The sequence below is a fragment of the Aquimarina sp. RZ0 genome (genome assembly GCF_008370685.1).
Classification (GTDB): Bacteria; Bacteroidota; Bacteroidia; order Flavobacteriales; family Flavobacteriaceae; genus Aquimarina.
Window position 1 is genome coordinate 12,348 of the sequence record NZ_VTZU01000079.1, and the last position, 17,277, is coordinate 29,624.

16 protein-coding genes and 1 pseudogene are annotated in these 17,277 nt (G+C 34.2%); 2 read left to right on the top strand and 15 right to left on the bottom strand.

Annotated features, from left to right (window positions below; genetic code table 11):
- Nucleotides 1-31 precede the first annotated feature (31 nt).
- The 9 genes from F0000_RS22445 to F0000_RS22485 form a co-directional block, all read right to left on the bottom strand.
- Entirely contained in the window at nt 32-2,233 is a 2,202-nt protein-coding gene (locus F0000_RS22445; RefSeq protein WP_149626964.1) for a polyribonucleotide nucleotidyltransferase, read from the bottom strand.
- A 237-nt stretch (nt 2,234-2,470) separates the two neighbouring features.
- Nucleotides 2,471-2,740: a 30S ribosomal protein S15 gene (gene rpsO / locus F0000_RS22450; RefSeq protein ID WP_149626965.1), complete on the bottom strand. Its 270-nt coding sequence runs from the start codon at nt 2,738-2,740 to the stop codon at nt 2,471-2,473.
- Nucleotides 2,741-2,960: 220 nt separating this feature from the next.
- On the bottom strand, nt 2,961-4,232 hold the full coding sequence (locus tag F0000_RS22455) for an MSMEG_0569 family flavin-dependent oxidoreductase (protein WP_149626966.1): 1,272 nt from the start codon (nt 4,230-4,232) through the stop codon (nt 2,961-2,963).
- A gap of 7 nt (nt 4,233-4,239) precedes the next feature.
- Complete coding sequence (locus F0000_RS22460; RefSeq protein WP_149626967.1) at nt 4,240-4,518, bottom strand: MSMEG_0570 family nitrogen starvation response protein; 279 nt, start codon at nt 4,516-4,518, stop codon at nt 4,240-4,242.
- 6 nt (nt 4,519-4,524) lie between these two features.
- Nucleotides 4,525-5,487, bottom strand: a complete 963-nt coding sequence (locus tag F0000_RS22465; RefSeq protein WP_149626968.1) for a sll0787 family AIR synthase-like protein — start codon at nt 5,485-5,487, stop codon at nt 4,525-4,527.
- A gap of 8 nt (nt 5,488-5,495) precedes the next feature.
- Nucleotides 5,496-6,113 (bottom strand): MSMEG_0567/Sll0786 family nitrogen starvation N-acetyltransferase, encoded by a 618-nt coding sequence (locus F0000_RS22470; protein ID WP_149626969.1) that lies wholly within the window; start codon nt 6,111-6,113, stop codon nt 5,496-5,498.
- Nucleotides 6,110-7,228, bottom strand: a complete 1,119-nt coding sequence (locus tag F0000_RS22475) for an MSMEG_0568 family radical SAM protein (RefSeq protein ID WP_149626970.1) — start codon at nt 7,226-7,228, stop codon at nt 6,110-6,112. Before F0000_RS22475 ends, F0000_RS22470 begins: the two co-directional genes overlap by 4 nt.
- Nucleotides 7,182-8,183 carry a Nit6803 family nitrilase gene (locus F0000_RS22480; protein WP_149626971.1) on the bottom strand — a complete coding sequence of 334 codons (1,002 nt, stop codon included), beginning with the start codon at nt 8,181-8,183 and terminating at the stop codon, nt 7,182-7,184. Before F0000_RS22480 ends, F0000_RS22475 begins: the two co-directional genes overlap by 47 nt.
- A gap of 15 nt (nt 8,184-8,198) precedes the next feature.
- Entirely contained in the window at nt 8,199-8,681 is a 483-nt protein-coding gene (locus tag F0000_RS22485) for an MSMEG_0572/Sll0783 family nitrogen starvation response protein (RefSeq protein WP_149626972.1), read from the bottom strand.
- A 282-nt stretch (nt 8,682-8,963) separates the two neighbouring features.
- On the opposite strand from F0000_RS22485, the gene F0000_RS22490 reads away from it, so the two are divergent.
- Nucleotides 8,964-9,863 carry an AraC family transcriptional regulator gene (locus tag F0000_RS22490; protein WP_255452852.1) on the top strand — a complete coding sequence of 300 codons (900 nt, stop codon included), beginning with the start codon at nt 8,964-8,966 and terminating at the stop codon, nt 9,861-9,863.
- 214 nt (nt 9,864-10,077) lie between these two features.
- Here F0000_RS22490 and accD read toward each other — a convergent pair whose 3' ends face one another.
- From accD to F0000_RS22505, 3 genes are all read right to left on the bottom strand, one after another.
- A complete protein-coding gene (gene accD, locus F0000_RS22495; RefSeq protein WP_149626973.1) occupies nt 10,078-10,938 on the bottom strand; it encodes an acetyl-CoA carboxylase, carboxyltransferase subunit beta in 861 nt (286 codons plus the stop codon).
- A gap of 65 nt (nt 10,939-11,003) precedes the next feature.
- Nucleotides 11,004-12,071 carry a class II fructose-bisphosphate aldolase gene (gene fbaA / locus F0000_RS22500; protein ID WP_149626974.1) on the bottom strand — a complete coding sequence of 356 codons (1,068 nt, stop codon included), beginning with the start codon at nt 12,069-12,071 and terminating at the stop codon, nt 11,004-11,006.
- 88 nt (nt 12,072-12,159) lie between these two features.
- Nucleotides 12,160-14,421, bottom strand: a complete 2,262-nt coding sequence (locus F0000_RS22505; RefSeq protein WP_255452853.1) for a BamA/TamA family outer membrane protein — start codon at nt 14,419-14,421, stop codon at nt 12,160-12,162.
- A gap of 397 nt (nt 14,422-14,818) precedes the next feature.
- On the opposite strand from F0000_RS22505, the gene F0000_RS22510 reads away from it, so the two are divergent.
- Nucleotides 14,819-15,484 carry an RNA methyltransferase gene (locus F0000_RS22510; RefSeq protein WP_368668137.1) on the top strand — a complete coding sequence of 222 codons (666 nt, stop codon included), beginning with the start codon at nt 14,819-14,821 and terminating at the stop codon, nt 15,482-15,484.
- Between the two features lie 15 nt (nt 15,485-15,499).
- Here the strand turns inward: F0000_RS22510 and F0000_RS22515 are convergent, their stop codons facing one another.
- The 3 genes and pseudogenes from F0000_RS22515 to F0000_RS22525 all read right to left on the bottom strand — a co-directional run.
- Nucleotides 15,500-16,225 carry a porin family protein gene (locus F0000_RS22515; protein ID WP_149626977.1) on the bottom strand — a complete coding sequence of 242 codons (726 nt, stop codon included), beginning with the start codon at nt 16,223-16,225 and terminating at the stop codon, nt 15,500-15,502.
- A gap of 1 nt (nt 16,226) precedes the next feature.
- Nucleotides 16,227-16,955, bottom strand: a complete 729-nt coding sequence (gene ubiE / locus F0000_RS22520) for a bifunctional demethylmenaquinone methyltransferase/2-methoxy-6-polyprenyl-1,4-benzoquinol methylase UbiE (protein WP_149626978.1) — start codon at nt 16,953-16,955, stop codon at nt 16,227-16,229.
- A gap of 201 nt (nt 16,956-17,156) precedes the next feature.
- Nucleotides 17,157-17,277, bottom strand: a pseudogene (locus F0000_RS22525) (IS1595 family transposase); the annotation flags it as partial.

Consider the following 17,277-nt stretch of genomic DNA (forward strand, 5'->3'; position numbering starts at 1 on the left):
TTGAAGGCGGTTTTTATATAATATAAAAAGATTAATTATCTTTTCTATCCTGTCTTGGTTTTCTGTCACCTCTCGGTTTATCACCACGAGATTTGTCACCTTCTGGTCTCGGAGGTCTTGGGAGTAGTGCTTTTCTAGAAACTTTTTCTTTGCGTGTTCTGGAATCAATACCAAAATATTTTACGTCAAAGATATCGCCCATTTTTACAACATCACTTACATTCTCAGTACGTTCCCAGGCTAATTCTGAAACGTGTAATAAAACTTCATTTCCTGGAGCTTCTGCATATTCTACGACAGCACCAAAATCCAACATTTTAATCACTTTTACTTCATACACGCTACCGACTACAGGCTTAAACGTAATAGAATCTATTTTTGCTAATACAGCATCAATTCCTTCCTGACCAGTACCTAAAATTTCTACAAGGCCTTCTTCAGTTACAGGATCTTCATTGATAACAATAGTCGTATTAGTAGCTTTCTGTAGCTCCTGGATTACTTTACCACCAGGTCCTATCAATGCTCCAATGTAGTCTCCAGGGATTGTTCTGGTAACCATTTTTGGTGCATGTGATTTTACATCAGCATTTGGAGCAGAGATGGTATCAGTTAATTTCTCTAAAATATGCAGACGTCCATCACGAGCTTGTTGCAATGCATTTACTAAAATCTCATAACTTAGTCCTTTTACTTTGATGTCCATCTGGCAAGCAGTAATTCCGTCTGCAGTACCTGTTACTTTAAAATCCATATCTCCTAAGTGATCTTCATCTCCTAAGATATCAGATAGTACAGCATACTTTCCTGTATCCGCATCAGAGATTAATCCCATTGCAATACCCGAAACTGGTTTTTTCATTTGTACTCCAGCATCCATTAATGCCATGGTTCCAGAACATACAGTTGCCATAGAGGAAGAACCATTAGATTCTAAAACTTCGGATACTATTCGTACTGTATATGGACAATCTTCAGGAATCATACCTTTTAGCGCGCGTTGTGCTAAATTTCCATGTCCCACTTCTCTTCGTGAAGTACCACGAATTGGTCTTGCTTCTCCTGTACAGAAAGGAGGGAAGTTATAATGTAAATAGAATGTTTCTTCTCCTTCAAAAGAGGGCATATCTATTTGATTCGCTTCTCTAGAAGTTCCCAGAGTTACCGTAGCTAATGCTTGTGTTTCTCCTCTTGTAAAAATAGAAGAACCGTGAGTAGAGGGTAAATAATCAACCTCACACCAGATTGGGCGGATCTCAGTAGTTTTTCTTCCATCCAGACGCAATCCTTCATTAAGGGTTAGATCTCTAATAGCTTCTTTTTCTGCTTTAGCATAATATTTAGAAATTAAATCAGCTAAGTCTTCTAATTCTTCTTCAGAAAAAGTAGCTAAAATTTCTTCTTTGATTTCAGAAAAAGCCAATCCGCGTTCTTTTTTAGAAGAACCTTGTTTTGCTACAGCATATACCTTATCATATGCCATCTCGTATATTTTCTTTGCTAATTCTTCATCTTCTCTTTCCGGATCATACTCGCGCACTTCTTTCTTTCCGAATGCTTCTGCTAATTTAAGTTGAGCAGCACATTGAACTTTAATAGCTTCGTGAGCGAATTTGATAGCTTCTGTCATTTCTTCTTCAGAAATTTCATCCATTTCTCCTTCAACCATCATCACTGAATCTGCAGAAGCTCCGATCATCATATCGATATCAGATACTTCTAATTGTGCTCTGGTAGGGTTAATGATGAATTTCCCATCTACGCGACCTACTCTTGCTTCAGAAATAGCACACTCAAAAGGGAAATCAGATAATTGTATAGCTGCTGATGCAGCTAATCCAGCCATAGCATCTGGCATTACATCTTCGTCATGAGACATTAATTGAATCATTACCTGCGTCTCAGCGTGATAATCTTTTGGGAAAAGAGGGCGTAAAACTCTGTCTACCAGTCTCATTGTTAATACTTCGCCATCACTAGGTCTTGCTTCTCTTTTAAAGAAACCTCCAGGATAACGTCCTGCTGCTGCAAATTTTTCGCGATAATCAACCGTAAGCGGTAAAAAATCTACATCACTCTGTTTGTAGTTAGAGACAACAGTACATAATAACATACACTTGCCTGATTGTACAACAACAGATCCATGTGCCTGTTTTGCTAATTTTCCGGTTTCGATAGAGATTTCTCTACCATCACCGAGGTCTATAATTTCTTTATAAACTTTTGGAATCATATTTTTTTGATTCTAACCTGTTAATTCCTGAATATTATTATCATAATAATCAACAACAGGTTTTGTTAAACATTGGTTTCCGTCTAACTCGGACGGACAAGGTTGTGTTGTTGTAGTTGCGCGACCAATGAAAAACTAAGGCATGCATTCTATTCCTAATGAAAAAGAATGTTTTTAAATAAAATAAAAAATAGATATAACTAAAAAGAGAGGCGTATACCGCCTCTCTTTTTGTGATTATTTTCTTAATCCTAATTCTTTTACAATTGCACGATATCTTAAGATATCTTTTTTGATAAGATAATCTAATAGATCTCTACGCTTCCCTACGAGTTTTACTAATGAACGCTCTGTATTAAAATCTTTACGATTCTTTTTTAAATGTTCAGTTAAATGTGTAATTCTGTGTGTAAACAATGCAATCTGACCTTCTGCAGAACCGGTGTCATTTTTTCCTTTTCCGTGTTTTGCGAAGATTTCTTCTTTAGTTTCTTTTGTTAAATACATTCCAATATTATTTAAATGATTTTTATGTATACAATAGCATTCTGCTATTAGCGTGCAAATATACTCTTTTTTGTTACAATACTGTTTTTTTTAAATAAGAAAATGGCTTTGACAAAATGATATGTAAAAGGTTACATTATAGAATCCTAGTCAATTCCAGCTTGAATGTACTAATTAACAAAAAGAGATATTTTGATCGATGAATTAAGGTTAAGAGTTTTTAACTGTTTTTAGTCAAACAGGTTACCATTAATTCATTTTCAAATTCATCTATAATATGATTACTAATATAGATAGCATCCTGACCTACGTGGGAAAATCTACCAGAACCCCAGGTATGTAACCAGGGTAATCCAATAAAATACAAACCAGGCTCTTCTGTTATACCTCTTTTATACATAGGGAATCCTTTCTGATCATATATATGTGGAAATTCGATCCAATTATAATCAACTCTAAACCCTGTACACCAAATAATATTTTTGATACCTTCCTTTTTATAATCAATATGTTGCTTGTTTTCAGTATTGGGTTCCCACAGAGGTTCATATCTTGTAGGGGCAGGTGCTTTAATATTATTGTTATCTATATACGCGTCAATATTTTTTTGAATTCTAGTGTATGTAGCATCTGCAGCATCTAGATTTTCTTTTAGATCGTTATTAAAATTAATAATCCCATTTTCTACGTGACTTAGTTGTCCGCGTAACTGAATACCTTCTATAGCTAATTTACGTAAATCAATATCACGTCCGCCATCTCGTCCTGTTAAGTAATGGTTTGTTTTGTGTCGTGCTTCTTCTGGGTCTGGATGTGATTCTATAGGTTGGTCATAATATCCCATATCCTCAAGCCATTCTACTGCATCTTTGCCTCGATACGTCCTGGGTGCACGTGGAGCTGTTCCAACACTTAAGTAAACTTCTTTGCCGGCAATGTGGAGGTCTTCTGCGATCTGAGCTCCAGATTGCCCAGAGCCTATGACAAGTGTTGCTCCTTCTGTTAATTGTTCAGGGTTTTTATAATCGACAGAGTGAATTTGATTGATATCATTGTCAAAACCTTTGGATATTGATAAAACATTCGGGATATGATAGGCTCCGGCAGCAATGATAACTTTAGTAGCAGTGAAGTTTCCAATAGAGGTTTCTATGCTAAAAATGACCTCAGCTTCTTTTTTGTATACTTTAAAAACTTCTACACCTCCCTTGTAAGGAGGGTTGAAAGAACTGGCATAACGCTTTACATAATCTACAATTTCATCTTTGAGCATAAAGCCTTTAGGGTCATTACCGTTATAATCAAAACCAGGTAATCGGCATTGCCAGTTGGGTGTAACAAGGCAAAAAGAATCCCATCGTCTTTTAGCCCAGGAATCACCAATTTGACCACGATCTAAAATCAAGTGATTTATATTTTCTTTTTTTAAGCAATAGCTTACTGATAATCCAGCTTGACCTCCTCCTACTATTATTACTTGATAGTGATTCATATTCTTTTTATTTTATGGATATAATTTTTATTTTTTTTGAACTGTCATAATTTTGACACAAGACATGTATTCTTTGATATTCTGCAATAGCAGATGTGCAGGCATAGCCAAATTTTTGGCGAACACGTTCACTGGCTTCTTCTAGTCCTTCACTACAAATGGATAAAAACGTATCAATAGGAAGGTCGTCGCCAGGATTAAAATACGTTTCAATTATACTCGATGGTGAGTATATTTGATCTGTCCTGCGATCGGGTAATTCTATATGTACATAGGTTACAGGCATAATGTTTTAGAATTTAAGTTTTTCATCATTGTGGTTAATTAATAATTTTCTTTCTGCAGTAATATGGCCTATATGATCACACTGAATTTTATATTTTGAAAAAATAGCCTTAATATGGCTGATATTATGAGTTTTGCAGCTAAATAGATATCCGTAACTAGGGAAGCTAATAAGCCATTTATTCCAAGAAATGTCTGCGGGTTTAGTAATTTTTTTTAAGTTAATTTCAACTCCAATTTTTGAGGTATTCATTAGCATGTGAATTGTACCCAGGATGCCTCCCATACTTATATCCTTTGCAACCGTGCTTAATTCTTGATTTGCAATGATATATGGGAGCTTTACCTGTTCTTGTAGTGTTTCAGGAGCTGTATTAGTGCTTGCATTCCAAAAAGGATAATTTTTGTAATACATTCCTTTCTGATCAATGGCTAATAGCAACTCTTCTCCAGGGACTGCATTAAAACTTGTTAAAATATGTTTTGTGGCTCTGCCAATAATAGAAACGCTTAGCGCTTTACTATTTGTGTGATAGCAGGTGTGCCCCCCGACAATGGGTACTCCATAATTTTTGGATGCAGTCAGCATGCCCTCCCAGATTTCTTTTGTATTTTTTTCGTTCTTTGCATATAGCGTATCTGTCACTGCAATTGGTAAGCCTCCCATTGCACAAATGTCACTAATGTTTACCATAACAGCAGAATAGCCTGCAAACCAAGGGTCACTAATAAGAAAATCTTCAATAATACCTTCTGCAGCAAATAATAAATAGCTTCCATCTTCTTGAAGAATTGCTGCGGTATCATCACCGAGAGACACATTAGAGATACATTTGTCAAAATAGATACTACTTTTAACAGAATTACCTAGATTTTGATAGGTCTGACTGATATTTATTTTATCTAATACGTTGGTATGATTCCTAAGTTGAGCAATGTCTTGTAAAATGGTTTTAGAATCGGTTTCCATAGTAAGTTTTAGGCTACTTTCTGTAGATTGATTAGTATATTTTTGTCGAGAGCCGTTGTGTGTATTGGAGCAGGAGGATAGGCGCTCAAATCAGCTTCCATTAAAAAATGTTTTATTCCGTATGAGTTAATTTCTTCTATAATATTCCAATGTAGTCGTTGGAATAATTTGACATTCTGTTCTTGTATGTACGCTGAAAATTTAGTACACCCTAAATAGTGAGCTAAGGAAACTGCTCTGTATATAAGTCCTGCCGCTACTGATAAATGGTATAAGGCAGAAACCTCTCTTCCTCTGAATAGATTGGGGCAAATGAACTTTGAAAAAGAACGATATTCCTTCATTACTCCTAGTCGACCCCCAAACCATTCTTGTTCTTTCTCTCTGTAGATACGAACCACACCTACAATTTCATCAGGCGAACCTAAATAATGGTTTATAGCAACAATAGGGATAGCTGATGTGTCATATGAATCAAAATCACTACCCTTAAAAAGACCTTGCTCTTCACAAAAAATGATTTTTCTAGTCTCATAATAGGCGTCTAATTGACTTTTATTACTTGGAATGTTGATATCAATAAAATCTAATCCAGTGTCTTTTTTTTGGGTACGAAAGTAAATCATGAGCTATGGTTTTTTTCAAAAGTAGATAATGTTGAACATGCACCACATTTAGCACAGCCAGATGAGATCGTATCAGAAGTCATTTCTGCTGCTATTAGCGCCTGTGACAGAGGGGCTAAAATACCATGCATAAATTCCTTGTCGGGAGAGCTGTGGTTTTCTAAAGGAGTATTTCTTATGGGAACGAATGGAACTACAAAAGGATATACGCCCATATGAATTAGTTTTTGCGACATTTTTAGAATTTCCTCCTGTGTATCTCCTAAACCAGCAAGTATATAGGTGCTTACATTTCCTTTTCCAAATATACTTACAGCAGCTTTGAATGCCTCAAAATAGTACAGTAAAGAAACTTCTGCTTTTCCAGGCATAACTTTTTTTCTTATACTATCAGATACAGCTTCCAGGTGCATGCCTATAGAGCTTGCTCCTGCATCTTTTAATAAAGTAAACCATTCAAAAGTATCTGGTGGTTCACACTGTATTTGTATGGGGATATCGACAACGTCTCTTACCGCAGTAACACTTTCTAATAAGATTTTGGCACCTCGATCAGAACTTCCGGGTGTTCCGGTAGTCATTATAAATTGAGAAATGCCATCTAGTTCTACTGCTCGTTGAGCTACTTCTGCCAGATGATGAGGTTTTTTGTATGCTATTGTGGTGTTATGCTTTAACGATTCTCCAATGGCACAGAATTGACAGGAAGTTTCTTGATTTTTATAACGAATACAATTTTGTAATACGGTAGTGGCAAGAACATCCTTACTATGCAATCGGGCTATTTTCCAAAAAGGAATACCATCGGAACTATTTTCTTTATAAAATTTGGGTTCGCCTATAAATCGAATAGTAGTGATAATTTTCTCATTTTTTTTTAGGGAGGCATATCCCATTCTTGAAGGACTGCTTACCGTAAATGGAGATTTTTTTGCAGATTGACTAAAAACAGGGATCATAATGGTACTGTCAAAAATTGTTACCGCTTTATGATCGGTAGGTCCTGCACCACCTTCTCTCGTGGTAAGATCAGAGATTCCTTCTAATCGAATACCTTGAGTTTGAATCTCATTCAGTAAGATATGGTTGTTTGTCTGTGTTATTGTACTGCTCATCTTTCTTTATGTTTAGTGAAGGCTCGACTTCGTGCATTAGTTTTTTAGGGTTTTTGTCAATATATAATGATAGCAATTCAGGTCTTGAATAATGTCCTACAGAGTCCATCATTCGTTTTCTTTTTGTGATTAAGGACATATCCATATCTGCATATACAATGCCCTCGCCTTCTGTTAGTACTTCTGAGATGATTACTCCTTCTGGAGAAATAATTGCTGTAAAACATCCTTTACTAAGCACTTTTTGCATGCTTTTATCTTCAGTAATTTCCTGTACTTGTTCGGGGTATAAATACCCTGTAGCATTAATTACAAAACATCCTGATTCTAATGCGTGATGTCTCATAGTAACTTCCATCTGATCGGCAAAAACTTGCCCTACCATAGAGCCAGGGAATTGACTGCAATGAATTTCTTCATTATCACTCATAAGGGCAAACCTAGCTAGTGGATTGTAATGTTCCCAACAAGCTAGGGCGCCTATTCTTCCAATTGACGTGTCGACAGCTTTTAACCCACTACCGTCTCCTTGCCCCCAGATCATACGCTCATGATAGGTTGGTGTGATCTTTCTACGTTTTAGAACAAGTTCTCCTGTAGTGTCAAAAACAAGTTGAGTGTTGTATAAAGTTCCATGATCGCGTTCATTTACACCTAGTACTATAACAATATTGTGTTTCTTTGCCAGATCACCTATAAAATCAGTTTCAGTACCGGGAACTATAACACTTTCTTCATAAAGTTTTGTGTGATCTTTACGAATGCTTACTGCTGGTTTAATAAATGAGAAGTAAGGATAATTAGGGACTAAAGTTTCAGGAAAAACAATAATGTCTGCTTCATTTTTACTTGCCTCTATGATAGCCTCAGCAACTTTTGCTATTGTTCCGGATCGACTTTCTAATACAGGAGAGATCTGGACTGCAGCAGCTTTTACAATGGATTTTTTAAACATCATTATCAATTTTGATTACATCGTCCAGGTATGGAGTACAAATGCGTTTTCATTTCTATGAACTAATTGAATATCCATAACATCTAATGGGCTTATGGGTTGGATTCCTGGCAAAAGTGATGGCTCTCCATGACCATACAATGCTTGTAAGGCAAAACGGCAGGCGTAAATTTTTCCTCCTTCATCCATGAACTTTTTTAAACGAGCAGCGTAATTTAAGTGACCAGGGAAGGCTTCACTTCCCAATGTAGGAAAACCTCGCTGAATACCTAAAGTGACTCCTGGACCATATAGTAAAATAGAAGTCTCGAATCCCTTACGTTGCAATCTGGTAGCAGATAAAATGTTAACTAATCCAATAGAACCTTCAAAAGCAACTGTATGGAATGTGACCAGAGCTTTTTCTCCCGGTTTTGCTTTGATATCTTCAAATACTTTGTCTTCATAGTCTACAAAGAAGTCTCCGTCTTTATGCATTTCTTTCTCAACTTTTGGCATAATTTTAAATGTTTAAGGTTTAACGATACAAACTTATAATACTTAGCTGCTTCATACGTAGGACAAAAACAACAAAAAACAGTACAAATTATACTTTATTCACTTAAATGATCGTTTTGTAGATATTAATATGTTAAAATTGTATTTTAGTAAAAAATAATTAGCTTAAATGTCAAATAAGATAAATATTATTTAATGGTTAATTCGTAAAATTGTTGTTTGCGTTACTTGTTTTAGTAGGTATTACTACTTATTTTTTTGAAATATTAGAACTGTAAAAAAATGAATGATACTAATAGTCTTCCTGTTTTTAAGATCTCAAATTTTGATGATTATAATAACTGCATGAAGTTTGAAAAGAGTTTTTATATCCGTAATTTCAATGAGCATGTCAGAGAAAATCTCTTTATTGAAAAACCTCACGGTCATAATTTCTATTTAATCTTATTAGTAACTAAAGGATCTGGTACTCATACCATTGATTTCTTAGAATATAAGGTGTTTCCGGGAGCTATGTTTATTGTCTCTCCAGGCCAGATTCATCAATGGAGATTATCGAATGATGTGGATGGTTGTATTTTGTTTTTTACCAAAGAGTTTTTTTTGCATGACTTTGATACTGAAAAACTAACGCGGTTTCCTTTTTTTAATTCTACATTTAGTTCGCCTATGTTTCAATTAAATTCTAAAGAAAAAAATCAAATATTAGCTAAATATGAATTGATTCATGAAGAGTATCAGAGTAGAAGCTTGAGTTATCAGGAGATGATTCGTATTTATCTAAATGCGATGTTTATTCAATTATCCAGAGTTTATTTGACTAAAAATGAGAAAGGCCAAAAATTTAGTTACGATTTACTACAATTAAATCGATATGAAGCTTTGGTGGATAAATATTTTAAATTACACAGGCCTATTTCGTGTTATTCTAAAAAGATGAATATTACTGATAGACAACTTAGTTATTTATGTAAAAAAACTGTTGGTAAAACACCATCTGAGATTATGATGAATAGGATAATGCTGGAAGCTAAGCGGCTTATAGTACATTCTGTTCTTTCGATTTCTGCTATATCAGAAGAGCTTAATTATAATGATAGCTCTTATTTTATAAGGCTTTTTAAAAAAATAACAAAACAAACACCAGAACAGTTTAGGAATGAACAATACAGTAGGTATTAGGTCATATCTATAATTGTATATTTTTCAACCGTTTATTAGTTCCACTTACTAAACGGTTGAAAAATATCTTTTTGTATAGATAGGTTTGAATAGGTCTGATTACGAACACTGGGTAATCGCTTAGAATAGCGTAGGGTTCTTTTACATCAAATCTGATTGAAATCTTATAATATCTCCTGTCTTTAAAGAAAAGTGTATATTTTTTAAATAGTGCCTAATTAGGCGATAAAGGTCTATTTAATATAAGATCCAGATATAGATTTATTTTTTGTTTTAGATTCTGTCTGGGAGTTATAAAATCCAGAAAACCATGCTCTTTTAAGAATTCTGAAGTTTGGAAACCTTCGGGAAGTTCTTTTCCTGTAGTGTCTCGAACCACGCGAGGTCCTGCAAAACCGATTAATGCTCCCGGTTCGGCAATGTTGATATCGCCAAGCATCGCAAAGGATGCTGTTGTACCTCCCGTTGTAGGATCTGTACATAAAGAAATATAAGGAATACCAGCATCTGCCAATTGCGCAAGTCTTGCAGAGGTTTTTGCTAATTGCATTAGCGATAATGCAGCTTCCATCATACGCGCACCACCAGATTTAGAAATAATCATAAATGGGATCTTATGCTTTAATGCGTGATCGGCAGCTCTTGCAATTTTTTCGCCGACAACACTTCCCATTGAACCACCAATAAACGCAAAATCCATACAAGCAATCACAATGTCATTACCATTAGATTTTCCTACAGCTGTTCGTACAGCATCTTTCAGGTTTGTTTTTTCCTGTGCATCTTTTAATCGGTCAATATACTTCTTCTTGTCCTCGAATTTAAGAGGATCTTTTGAACTTAGGTTTTTGTCAAGCTCTTTAAAATCATTATTATCAAATAAGATTTCGAAATATTCTTTACTGCCAATTCTTACATGATATCCATCTTCTGGACTTACATAAAAATTTTTTTCAAGTTGTTCGGCATCAACAATTTTTCCTGTCGGAGATTTGTACCAGAGTCCTTTAGGGACATCTTTTTTATCTTCGGTAGCCGTTTGAATACCTTTTTGAGTTCTCTTAAACCAAGCCATAAATAGTGATGTATTAAAAAAGCTGAAACTCAAATAGTAATGAGTTTCAGCTTGGTTTTTAATTTTTATAATGTATTTACATTGTTTAAATCTTCAAAAGCCTTTTTTAGGCGATTTTTAAAGGTGATTTCTCCTTCACGTAGCCATTTTCTTGGATCGTAATATTTCTTATTAGGTTCCTCAGCTCCTTCTGGATTGCCAATTTGAGTTTTTAAGTACTCAATTTTGCCAGTCATGTAGTCGCGAATCCCTTCATTAAACGCGAATTGAAGGTCAGTATCGATATTCATTTTAATTACTCCATATCCAATAGCTTCTCTAATTTCTTCTATAGTAGAACCGCTTCCTCCGTGAAAAACAAAATCTATATGATTATGCTCAACATTATATTTTTCGGAAATAAACTCTTGAGAGTTTTTAAGTATTTTTGGAGTAAGTTTTACATTTCCAGGCTTATAGACACCATGTACATTCCCAAAGGCTGCGGCTACCGTAAATTTATCGCTTATTTTACTTAATTCTTCATAAGCATAAGCCACTTCTTCTGGTTGCGTATATAATTTAGAATCGTCTACATCACTATTATCTACTCCATCTTCTTCACCGCCAGTGATTCCTAATTCAATTTCTAAAGTCATTCCCATTTTACTCATGCGAGCTAAGTATTCTTTACAAATATCTATATTTTCCTCAATGGATTCTTCAGATAAATCAATCATATGAGAACTATAGAGTGGTTTTCCTGTTTCTTTATAAAAAGCTTCTCCGGCATCTAGTAGTCCATCTATCCAAGGAAGTAATTTTTTTGCACAATGGTCAGTATGCAAAATGACAGGTACTCCATAGGCTTCTGCCATTAAGTGCACGTGTCTCGCTCCAGCCGTAGCACCTGCTATTGCAGCTTTTTGATTCTCATTAGAAAGCCCTTTTCCTGCATTAAACTGTGCTCCTCCATTAGAGAATTGAATAATTACAGGTGAGTTTAATTCTGCAGCAGTTTCTAATACAGCATTAATTGTATTAGAGCCGATTACATTTACAGCAGGCAGAGCAAAAGCTTTTTCTTTTGCATAATTAAAAATAGCTTGTACTTCGTCTCCTGTTGCAACTCCTGGTTTGATGTTATGACTCATATTTTACTTTTAGTTGATAAGCCTACAAAAATAATAAAATTAAACCGAAAGAATTTTATAATTAAAGACGAAAAAAAGAGTACGATTTTTAAAAAGGATAATTAATTCCAAAATTATAAACGGCTTTAGAAAAATTATACCCTTTAAACCATCGCTGATCTTTATCATTGGCAGGGTTAAACGTTTTAAATCCAGCATCTAATCTGACAACAAAAAAATCAAAATCATATCTAAGACCAAATCCACTTCCTACTGCTAAATCCTGTAAATTATCTAATCTGGAAAAAATAGCTTCTTCTTCTTCTACATTGTCTAAGACATTCCAGATATTTCCGGCATCGATAAAAAAGGCTCCATTAAGTGCTCCCAGAATGTTATATCTGTATTCTAGATTTAGAGCTATTTTCATATTAGCTTCATTAAATTCATTGGTGCCACCACTACTGCCAGGGCCTAATTCATACGGTAACCAGGCACGATTATCATTGGGACCTCCTCCAAAGAAACTTCGTGCAAAAGGAATACTGGTAGCATTGCCATACGGAATAGCAATTCCCCCAAATGTTCTGAATGCAAAGACTCTTTTTTTTCCTAAATCAAAATGCTTGATATAATCTAACTCTGTTTTGGCGTATTGAGAGAACTCTACGTTTAAAATTTCAAAACGGTCATTAGAGTTTTTTCTTTGACCGGTCAGCTCAGAAAAAGTATTTAAGATATTACCTGCCAATTCTATTTTGGTTCTAAATATTGAGAAATTTTCATCATATAAACTTTCTCGATTGTTTCTTATAAATGTGTAGCTGGAAGCAAAAATCAAATTGTTTTCTGTTAATCGTTCTTTACGCTCGTTGATGTTTCTTATTTCCTGTTGTTGCTCAGGAGTGAGATCAGTATCAGGATTCGTAATGGATTCATTTAGAAATGTATCTGTTCCCACTGGGATTATTAAATTACCGTTTTGAGGATCTAATAAGTCAGAATTAATGTCCAAAATTTGTAAAGCAATATTGTTTAGCCGATTGTATGAATTACTGTATACATTAAAATAATTGTCTGTTCTTAAGTTATTAACAAACTGTATATTGATCAAATCAATCTGATTAGTAATTTTGGGAGTAGGTTTCCATTCATAATTGAAGGTTGCAGATGCATTTTGTTTATCTAGTCCAATATTTTGTTGTGCATTAATACCAAAGATAAGATTGGTAGTCGGGGACATATATTTTGGGATAATTTTACTTGTTTTTAGAGGGAAAAGAATTTTCGGGAACGATAATTTAAGATCAATACCTATTTCTGAAATATCAAAAAACTGTCCTTCTGCATCAACCGGATCTTTTGAAGAACCGACACTTCCCCTTGCAGAAATTTCTAAAATTTCAGCAGCTCTAAAAACGTTTCTTGTGAGAAAAGATCCTCCAAACCCGATTCCAAAAATTTGGATATTAGATGTTGAAGTGTCAAACTCTATATTGGCACTGTATTTTTTTCTGGGGGTTAATAAGACATTCGCAATAAGATCAGTCCCGTTTGGATCACTTGGGTCTGTTTCATATCTAATGTTTGGGTATTTAAAAGTTTTTAGATTGTTAATCTGATTATAAGTAAGTGTACGATCCTTATCTCTAAAAATTTCACCCGGAGTGATTAACAATGAATTGGTTATAGCTTTACGAGTATACCTGAGTTTATCGTAACTAAAAATATTATAACCTTTGTAAGAAACACTGTCTTTAGGTTTTTTATCCTTGTTTTGATAGGTGTAATCAGTAAATACGTTTACCTTACTGATCTTATGAATTTGAAAAGGGATTCTTTCTGTTGCATCTCCATTAGTTATTTGTCGATTTTTTATCAGTAAATTCAGATTGATTTTTTGATTAGTGTTTATAGTATCAGCATCAAATTTTATAAACTCTTTTTCAAAATGAAACAATCCTGAGTTTCTATATAGCTTTGTTAATCTTTCTCTCTCTGTCTCGATGTCTAATGTTTTGTATTGTTTTCCGGAAACTATATTTGTTGATTTTAGATTGCTTTTATAAATAGAATCAACAACTTTTGATTCTATTTTGGTACTAAGAGAATCTATAATATATGGTTTGCCAGGTTTTATGTAGTAGGACACAGATGCTTTTTGGTTTTCTTCTTGTGTGATTTTGTAATCCGTGTTTACATTAAACCATCCATTGTTCCAGAAATAAGACTGTAATCGTTTTACAGAACGTTTTGCACTGGATTCATCTACGATAACAGGGGCTTCTCCTGCTTTCTTAAGCCAATTATTGATTCCGGTATATGCAGCTCCCAATCTATTTACTTGTTTTCGGGAAAAGAAATTATCCATTCTCCTTTGCCTGTTAGGAGTGTTGTGCAACCAATTTTGGTATGAAGAATCCGGGTATTCCTTTGCTAAGTTATAAAGGTGTAGCCTAAAAGGAATGCCTGCAAGTTTTGAATTCTTTTTTTGATAGAGTTGATTCGATAGTTTTGTATCATTGTTCTTTATACTGTCTACAAAAATTTCATTTTTTGTGAGTAAAAACTTAGTACTTGGTACCCTTTTAATTGCATTACATGAAATTAAAAAAATTGTAGTTAATATAACAAGTACTATTTTTGTGGGCAGGTGTTTCAATCCAGATTCATTATTGTGTCAAAAATACATTATTTGTATGGTTAGCAAAAACCAAAAGAAATTAATAAAGAGTTTATATCAAAAAAAGTACCGAAAACAGCATAAAATGTTTGTGGCCGAAGGAAAAAAAGTAATAAACGAACTGTTAGAGGCTGATTTTAAGTTGTATTCTCTTTTTACAATGGATACTTCGTTATTTGTAACACCAGATGCGATCACTTTTAAAATAACTGAAGATGAATTAAAAAACATTAGTTTTTTGACTACCGCTCAGGTTGCATTGGCGATATTTTATATTCCAGAAAATGAGAGTATAGAAGCAGATGGACTTACTTTGATATTGGATGATGTTAGAGATCCAGGTAATCTGGGGACAATAATTCGGTTATGTGATTGGTTTGGGATTCAAAATCTTGTTTGTTCGGAGCAAACGGTGGATTGTTATAACCCAAAAGTTGTGCAGGCTACTATGGGGTCTATTACCAGAGTGCGTATAGAATACACCGATTTGATAAATTTTTTATCTCTTAAAAGCGTGGAAACTCCAGTGTATGGTACTTTTATGAATGGAAATAATATTCATAAAGAAGAGTTGCCAAAAAAAGCTGTCATTGTAATGGGGAATGAGGCAAATGGTATTTCTACTGCGGTAAAAAACTTGATCACACAGACTATTACAATACCTCAGTTTGGAGAATCTGCCGAAGCAGAAAGTCTTAATGTGGCTACTGCAACGGCTATTGTATTAAATGAGTTCAAGCGAATGTCCTGATCTTCAAAAATGTTATTATTGAAAAGTAAAGTTGATGAAAATACCTCTGGTAGACATTTTGTCTATTGTAGATGTGTATGGACTGTTAGGGTCTAAGTCTCTCACTAATTCATCTGAGGTAGCAAAAACACCTCTTATAGAAGGAGTGAATTTAAAATAATACAAATAGAAATCTATCCCAAAACCTAATTCTATATAATTAGTATTTGTTTTAGTTCTGAATTGCCCTACGCTATTATCCTCAGGATTGTCTTCATTACTGGATAAGTTTAGTGAAGTAGATACTCCACCAACAATAAATGGTTTAAAATTGTTAAGTCTTTTTGTAGATATTTTTAATAATAATGGGATATGCACATAGGTGGATTTAATTTCTCTGGTTGCCTGTGATAGATTCTCAAAAGCAGGACCAGAATAAATAAGGTTCCTTTGTGTGAATACGACTGTAGGCTCTAATCTAAGATCTAGATATTCACTGATTCTGAGGTTTCCCAGTAGCCCTACATTAAAACCTGCAGATTTTTCTACACGTATATCTCCATCGAGTATATCTTCTTCTCCTTCTGGAGTCGCTTTGTAATCAAAATTAAAATCATAGCTGTTAAATCCCAGAATATACCCCCAATTAAGTCTGGGTTTATCAAAATTCTGAAGATTTTTTACGCGTTCTTTAGAAAATAGCTGCGCACTCATATTATGAGTAAAAACCAAAACAACTATTAAGACAAAAAGCTTTTTCATATTATTTTGTGGCTGTATATATTGTGGCAACACCAAAAGTTTGCGGGTTATCTCTGACATCTATAAACCCGATTTTTTGTAAAATATTGTTGAAGGCTTCTCCATAAGGAAAAGCTGCTGCACTTTCACTAAGATAAGAATAAGCTGATTGATCTTTAGAAAAAATCTTACCAATTAGGGGTAAAATTTTCTTGCTGTATAATTTATATCCTTGTTTATAAGGAGTTTGGGTTGGGATTGAGGTTTCGAGTATTACAAAAATACCACCAGGTTTAAGAACTCTGAAAATTTCGGAAAGTCCTTTTTCCAGGTGTTCAAAATTTCTAACCCCAAAAGCGACTGTAATTGCATCAAAATAATTTTCGTTGTATGGAAGGTTTTCACTATCACCCTTCACCATACTAATTATAGCATCCAATTTTTTTGCTTTAATTTTATCTTCTCCCACTTTTAGCATTCCGGTAGAAATATCAAGTCCGGTAATTTCTGAAGCGCCCGTCTCTACAAGGTTAATTGCCAAATCCCCGGTGCCAGTTGCTACATCAAGAATTTTGTCAGGTTTTTTATCCGTAACAATTGCTACAACTTTTTTTCTCCATGTTATATCAATACCAAAAGAGATGACACGATTTAATCCATCATATTTACCAGAGATAGTATCAAACATCTCGGCGACTTGTTCTTTTTTACTTCTACTATTGTCTTTGTATGGAGTTATTTTTTCTGACATTCAAAAAATTTAGGCAAATATACATTTTTGATATTGATCGTCAGAATAGAAAAGTATTTAGTTGTATTTGTAAAATAATTTTATCACTCTATTATATAGAAAAATTGTACCTCCTGTTTATGATTGACCCCAGAACTTTTAGGGAATCTTGATGAAATTTTCTGTTATGTAAAGATTTTCTAAAAAAGTTTTTTAATATGACTATCGGATATTTTGCACCTTAATTTTCCAGTTGCTAGCTACCACTGCTATTATTGCCCTATCAAATATGGATTCAAAGTATCTTCTGTTGAATTTATAACAATATTCATCAAGATAACTT

Excerpts from the sequence above, each read along its gene's own strand:
- F0000_RS22445 (WP_149626964.1), bottom strand. The coding sequence starts at position 2,233 with ATGATTCCAAAAGTTTATAAAGAAATTATAGACCTCGGTGATGGTAGA.
- rpsO (WP_149626965.1), bottom strand. The coding sequence starts at position 2,740 with ATGTATTTAACAAAAGAAACTAAAGAAGAAATCTTCGCAAAACACGGA.
- F0000_RS22455 (WP_149626966.1), bottom strand. The coding sequence starts at position 4,232 with ATGAATCACTATCAAGTAATAATAGTAGGAGGAGGTCAAGCTGGATTA.
- F0000_RS22460 (WP_149626967.1), bottom strand. The coding sequence starts at position 4,518 with ATGCCTGTAACCTATGTACATATAGAATTACCCGATCGCAGGACAGAT.
- F0000_RS22465 (WP_149626968.1), bottom strand. The coding sequence starts at position 5,487 with ATGGAAACCGATTCTAAAACCATTTTACAAGACATTGCTCAACTTAGG.
- F0000_RS22470 (WP_149626969.1), bottom strand. The coding sequence starts at position 6,113 with ATGATTTACTTTCGTACCCAAAAAAAAGACACTGGATTAGATTTTATT.
- F0000_RS22475 (WP_149626970.1), bottom strand. The coding sequence starts at position 7,228 with ATGAGCAGTACAATAACACAGACAAACAACCATATCTTACTGAATGAG.
- F0000_RS22480 (WP_149626971.1), bottom strand. The coding sequence starts at position 8,183 with ATGTTTAAAAAATCCATTGTAAAAGCTGCTGCAGTCCAGATCTCTCCT.
- F0000_RS22485 (WP_149626972.1), bottom strand. The coding sequence starts at position 8,681 with ATGCCAAAAGTTGAGAAAGAAATGCATAAAGACGGAGACTTCTTTGTA.
- F0000_RS22490 (WP_255452852.1), top strand. The coding sequence starts at position 8,964 with ATGAATGATACTAATAGTCTTCCTGTTTTTAAGATCTCAAATTTTGAT.
- accD (WP_149626973.1), bottom strand. The coding sequence starts at position 10,938 with ATGGCTTGGTTTAAGAGAACTCAAAAAGGTATTCAAACGGCTACCGAA.
- fbaA (WP_149626974.1), bottom strand. The coding sequence starts at position 12,071 with ATGAGTCATAACATCAAACCAGGAGTTGCAACAGGAGACGAAGTACAA.
- F0000_RS22505 (WP_255452853.1), bottom strand. The coding sequence starts at position 14,421 with ATGGATAATTTCTTTTCCCGAAAACAAGTAAATAGATTGGGAGCTGCA.
- F0000_RS22510 (WP_368668137.1), top strand. The coding sequence starts at position 14,819 with ATGTTTGTGGCCGAAGGAAAAAAAGTAATAAACGAACTGTTAGAGGCT.
- F0000_RS22515 (WP_149626977.1), bottom strand. The coding sequence starts at position 16,225 with ATGAAAAAGCTTTTTGTCTTAATAGTTGTTTTGGTTTTTACTCATAAT.
- ubiE (WP_149626978.1), bottom strand. The coding sequence starts at position 16,955 with ATGTCAGAAAAAATAACTCCATACAAAGACAATAGTAGAAGTAAAAAA.